Here is a 4,215-nt window from a genome sequence, read left to right on the forward strand (position 1 = left end):
CGACAACAACAGCACCATCGAGGTCGTGGTCTTCGACTCCAGCACCGACTACCAGACCTACGCCGGCGCCATGTACGGGATCGACACCAACAACGGCGGCATGTACCTGGAAGGGAACCCGTCGGCGGCCGGCAACCAGCCGCGATTCATCGCCTACGAGGCCGAGTGGCTGCGGCCCGACTTCCAGATCTGGAACCTCAACCACGAGTACACGCACTACCTCGACGGTCGCTTCAACATGTACGGCGACTTCAACGCCAACATCACCACCCCGACCATCTGGTGGATCGAAGGCTTCGCCGAGTACGTCTCCTACTCCTACCGCGGTCTCCCCTATACGGAGGCGACGACCGAAGCAGGCCGTCGCACGTACGCGCTGAGCACCTTGTTCGACACCACGTACAGCCACGACACCACGCGCATCTACCGCTGGGGCTACCTCGCCGTGCGGTACATGCTCGAGAACCACCGCGCCGACATGGACACCGTCCTCGGCTACTACCGCGCGGGAAACTGGAACGCCGCACGTTCCTACCTGACCGGCACCATCGGCACCCGCTACGACAACGACTGGTACACCTGGCTGGCGGCCTGCGCGGCCGGCAACTGCGGAGGCGGGGGCACCAACCCGCCCGGCAACCAGGCGCCCACCGCCGCGTTCACCACCGCCGTCCAGGGCCTGGACGTCACCTTCACCGACCAGTCCACGGACGCCGACGGCACCATCGCCTCCCGGTCCTGGAGCTTCGGTGACGGCACCACCTCCACGGCCACCAACCCCGTCAAGAGGTACGGGTCGGCCGGGTCCTACACGGTGAAGCTGACCGTCACCGACGACAAGGGAGCCACCGCCACCGCAACGAGGACGGTCACCGTAGCCAGCGGCGGAGGCGGCGGCACCGAGTGCACCGGAACCGACACCCGGGAACTGGGCCAGAACTGCCAACGCGGCAACCAGTCCGCCACCACCGGTAACTACGCCTACCTGTACCTCTACGTCCCGGCCGGCACCACCCAGCTGAAGATCACCACCTCCGGCGGGACGGGCGACGCGGACCTCTACTACAGCACCAGCGGCTGGCCCGGCACCACGAGCTACACGCAGCGTGCGACGGGATCCGGCAACAACCACACCCTGACCATCAACAACCCGCCGGCCGGAGCCAACTACATCAGCCTGCACGCCGTGAGCAGCTTCAGCGGCGTCACCGTGAGTTCCGCCTACTGACCCACGCTTCCCGCACCAAGGTACGACCCCCACGACGGCCCGGGGCGGCTCTCCCCGCCCCGGGCTGCGTCCGGGGCGACGGCAGAAGGGGAGACCTCCGTCGCCCCGGACCGCGAACACACCGCCCGCCCCCACACGGGCATCCGACCTCCCAGGCGGCAGAGCGTGAAGGCATCACCCGCACGCAGGCGCCGCCGAGCCATGAGGTCCCTCATCGCGTCCGTCGGCCTCACCTGCGCACTCGCCACACCCGCCGTCGGCAGCGGTGAGAGGACACGCCGCGGCTCGGCGCCTCGCAACAGCGCTGCGTGAGCGCCTGGGTTCCCGCTTCGCAGGAGCCTGGATCGACCAGAAGCACGGCGGCAGGCTGACCGTGGCCGTCACCCGGTCGACGGCCACCGCCCCCGTCGAGGTCCGGCCCGCTCAGGCTCGGGCCCCCGACGACGACCACCGTCGTCGTCGACCGCAGCCTGCGGCAACTCAACTGCATGCCCGCAGAGTTGGCCCACCCAGTGGCCCCGGGGAACAAGGGCGCGGCCCACGGTCTGCAGTTGGCTGTGGTGGTGCAGGACAACAAGGTTCGTCCGGACCTGCCACGGGGCATGACCCTCACCCTCGCCCGGCACACAGTGGTGGAGTGGGCGAGGCGGACTCTCGGGGAGGGCCTCGAGGTCAGCACCTACGCGCACGCCTCCGAACCCTCTTCGGCTGCGGGATGGGTCTACCCGTCGACCGGCATCACCGGCTGAGACTACGACGACGGCGGCCGGTACGTGTGCGAGCAGGACTCCTCGACCGGTTACACCTGCGGGCAGATCACCGTGGTCGGCGTCCTTCCCGTACTCTGCTCGTCCGTCACGCAGCGGAGCGTCGACGGGGGCGTGGCACGCCGTGCATGCCGCAGTGCAGCGGAACACGTCGGCTGATCAGACCGTACCGGGGAGTGCCTTTCCGGCTCCGCTCGCGGGACGGGCGGGTGCGTAGGCGCGTGTCACCCACTTCTGGAAGTGCGGAGCCTGCGACAGCAGCTGCCAGTGGGTGCGCACGGCATGGTGGTGCACCACCTCGACGACCGGCGCCTCGACCGAGTCCCGCCGCCAGACGAGCAGATGCCGCTGCCACAATGGATCCCCCACGAGGGGTTTGACCAGCACTCCGCCCACCGGGCGCATGGTGGGCTGGACGGCGGCCACCCCCAGCCCCTTGGCTATCATCGACTGCAGTTGGTCGAGCATGTGGAACTCGTGTGTGACGGCGGGCCTGAATCCTGCGGCCCCGCACGCGTCGTAGAAGGCGCCGGGCCAGCCCACCCCGTCGTCCGCGGAGACGAACCACGCGTCCTCCGACAGGTCGGCCAAGGACACCTCCAGCCGTTGCGCCAGTGGGTGGTCTGCGGGCGTGGCGACGAACACCGGGACGGTCCTGATCGCCCGGTGATCCAGCTTCGGTGAGTGACGAAGAGGGAGTCCAGGGTAGTCGCACCCCAGGGCGACGTCGAGTTCGCCGGCCTCAAGGAGGCCGAGGAGTTCTCCGGTGGCGTACACACTGCTGACGGAGACGGTCAGATCGGGGCAGGCGTCGCGGAGGACGTCGAGCAAGGTGGGCACCACCGGTGTGTTGATGGCACCGAGGCGAAGCCGACGTGTCGTCCCGGACGAGCGGGGCGGCCGCAGACGCGCGAGATCGTCGGAGAGCGCCAGGATCTCCCGGGCCCGGCCGACGACCTGGGCGCCGTAGGCGGTGAGTTCCACGCCCGTGCTGCTTCGCAGGAAGACACCCGCGCCGAGCAGCCCCTCGATGCGGCGCAGTTGGGTACTCATCGCCGGCTGGGTGTACCCGAGCGCCGCGGCGGCCCGGCCGACACCCCCCGCGTCGGCTATGGCGCACAGCACGCGCAAGTGGCGCAGCTCAAGTTCCACGCAGGCACCTCGCTCCGGGCGAACAGAGGTCCATTATGCGCCAGGAAGAAGTGGGTGGGAAATCCGAGACGGTCCGACGCCTTCGGTCGACCAGCAGGCCGAGGGTCCGAGGGTTATGGGTGAGCCGGAGTCTCTGGTATGGCCTGGCCGGTTGTTTGCGTTTGACCGCCGTGCAAGTCTCGGACCTGCGTGTTGTTCCGCAGAGGCGACTGCGGAAGCCTGAAGCGCACCGCCTTCGAGGAGCGACATCATGCCTCACACCTGCATCAGCTTCACCGTCGAAGCGACCGGGGCCGCGGTTCACCGCGCCCGCCACCGCGTCTCCACCGCGTTGAGCTGGTGGGGAGGGCCGGTCGAGGATGATCTCCGCTTCAGCGTGGAACTCGTGACCTCCGAGCTCCTCACCAACGGGCTGCGGCACGCCGGCGGGCCCATGACCGTCGAGTTGACGCTGGTGCACGACATGGTCGTCGTCGCGGTCCTCGACGACAGCCGGGAGCTCCCGCGGCCTCGGCTGACAGAGGTGGACGACGAGTGCGGGCGGGGACTCGCCCTGATCGAGGACCTCAGTCTGATACGGGGAGCCGAGACGACTTCCCGCGGTAAGCGCTGCTGGGCGGTTCTGCCGCTGCGGACGCCGCAGGAGCCGGTTGCCGAGTCGGCTCCGGCTGAGGAGGCGGACCCCGGCTTCGCGGCGGACCGGGAACGCTGGTCACTGGCTCCGCAGGGGAGCGGACTGCTGGCGAGTCTGTTTCCGGCGAAGTGAGCTCGTTCTCTCGGTCGGCCCCGGGAGCCGACCCACAGCAGGCGGGTATGCCTGCGGGCGCGAAACCGCTCGTTTTGACGCTCTGGCTGCCCTCAACCTGCACAGCGAGCCGATAGACCGCCTCTGCCCTGGCCTCTTCTTCGGCCGGCTCGGACCGACCTTGTTCCGATGACGTCGCACGTGGAGTGCGCGGTCACGTCCGCGGGAGTGGTGTATCGACGGCCACTCGGTGATCTCGTTTTGAGGCTATGCGGTGAGTTCGGTGGGCAGGGTGGTGTCGTCGGTTTCTGACTCGATCGGGT

General features: G+C 68.9%; 4 protein-coding genes. 3 read left to right on the forward strand and 1 reads right to left on the reverse strand.

What is annotated here, in order from left to right:
• Positions 1-1,228: collagenase (locus tag AC02VZ_RS25960; RefSeq protein WP_476476552.1), on the forward strand; the 1,228-nt coding region annotated here is incomplete at its 5' end.
• Positions 1,229-1,716: 488 nt separating this feature from the next.
• Complete coding sequence (locus tag AC02VZ_RS25965) at positions 1,717-1,977, forward strand: hypothetical protein (RefSeq protein ID WP_476476553.1); 261 nt, start codon at positions 1,717-1,719, stop codon at positions 1,975-1,977.
• A 177-nt stretch (positions 1,978-2,154) separates the two neighbouring features.
• On the opposite strand, the gene AC02VZ_RS25970 is transcribed toward AC02VZ_RS25965, so the two are convergent.
• Positions 2,155-3,147 (reverse strand): LysR substrate-binding domain-containing protein, encoded by a 993-nt coding sequence (locus AC02VZ_RS25970; RefSeq protein ID WP_164333356.1) that lies wholly within the window; start codon positions 3,145-3,147, stop codon positions 2,155-2,157.
• Positions 3,148-3,397: 250 nt separating this feature from the next.
• Between AC02VZ_RS25970 and AC02VZ_RS25975 the strand changes: the two genes are divergently transcribed.
• Complete coding sequence (locus AC02VZ_RS25975; RefSeq protein ID WP_164333357.1) at positions 3,398-3,913, forward strand: ATP-binding protein; 516 nt, start codon at positions 3,398-3,400, stop codon at positions 3,911-3,913.
• The last annotated feature ends 302 nt before the right edge of the window (positions 3,914-4,215 follow it).

The organism is Streptomyces sp. 3-6, assembly GCF_056323165.1.